Annotated in this window: 1 pseudogene; it reads right to left on the bottom strand. The window is 57.7% G+C overall.

Annotated elements, in window-relative coordinates:
* Window positions 1-15 precede the first annotated feature (15 nt).
* Window positions 16-959: pseudogene (locus FHX05_RS30220) on the bottom strand (IS630 family transposase).
* Window positions 960-1,056: the final 97 nt, after the last annotated feature.

Consider the following 1,056-nt stretch of genomic DNA (forward strand, 5'->3'; position numbering starts at 1 on the left):
TAGAGCACGTCCATTTTACTCGGGGTCATATCCGCATGCCATGAAGTAGTTGGCGCATTCTTGGGGTTTGAAGAGCGCAACGATCTCGCCGACTGTGTCCCATAGTGCTTCGACGGTGCGCTTTGCTCTGGCTCGCAGGAGCGCTTTGAGCTTGGAGAAGGCCTTCTCGATGGGGTTGAAGTCCGGGCTATAGGGTGGGAGGTAGAGTAGCTGGCAACCGGCCACTTCAATAGCTTGCCGCACGCCTTCGGCTTTATGCGCAGGCAGGTTGTCCATTACAATAATGTCGCCGGGTATCAGTGTTGGTACGAGAACCTGTTCGACATAGGCTCGGAACGCTATTCCATTCATTGCGCCGTCGAGCACCATAGGCGCAGTCATCCCCGACAGCCTCAACGCACCGGTAAAGGTCGTCGTCTTCCAATGGCCGTGCGGGATCGCAGCACGACAACGTTCTCCGCAAAGAGACCGTCCGCGAATCCGGGACATTTTGGTGCTCAAGCCGGTCTCATCGATGAAGACAAGCCGGTTGGGATCGAGATCGAGTTGACCCTCGAACCAGTCCCGACGGCGCCTCAGGAGATCTGGGCGTTCTTGCTCCAGTGCATGTGCGGTCTTTTTTTGAACGTCCAGCCGCGCTTGCGCAGCCAGACATCGAGACCGCTGCGACCGATGGAAACTGTCCTCTCTTCGGCCAACCTCAGAACCATCTCGTTGAGGGTGATGTCTTTTTCCTCTTCGATCATACCCACGATAAAATCCTCGTGGACATCCAGGCGTGAGCCGCCGCGCCGTCCTTGCTTCGCCGGCGTCATTTGGCCCTGCCGCGCGCTGGCAATCCAGGCGATGGCCGTTGACACACCGATCCCAAACCGGGCCGCCGCCGATCGCGCCGACATTCCATCATGTGACGCCGCCAGAACGCGGCTGCGAAGATCATCGCTGAAAGCGCGGGTCATATTGCCTCCGACCAAATCACCAGTCGGACAATGGAATCAGAAATCAACGGACAACGGAATCCTCAATCCGATTCCGCGTTCAATGGACGCGCTCTAG

Source organism: Rhizobium sp. BK491, assembly GCF_014194925.1.
Lineage (GTDB): Bacteria > Pseudomonadota > Alphaproteobacteria > Rhizobiales > Rhizobiaceae > Rhizobium.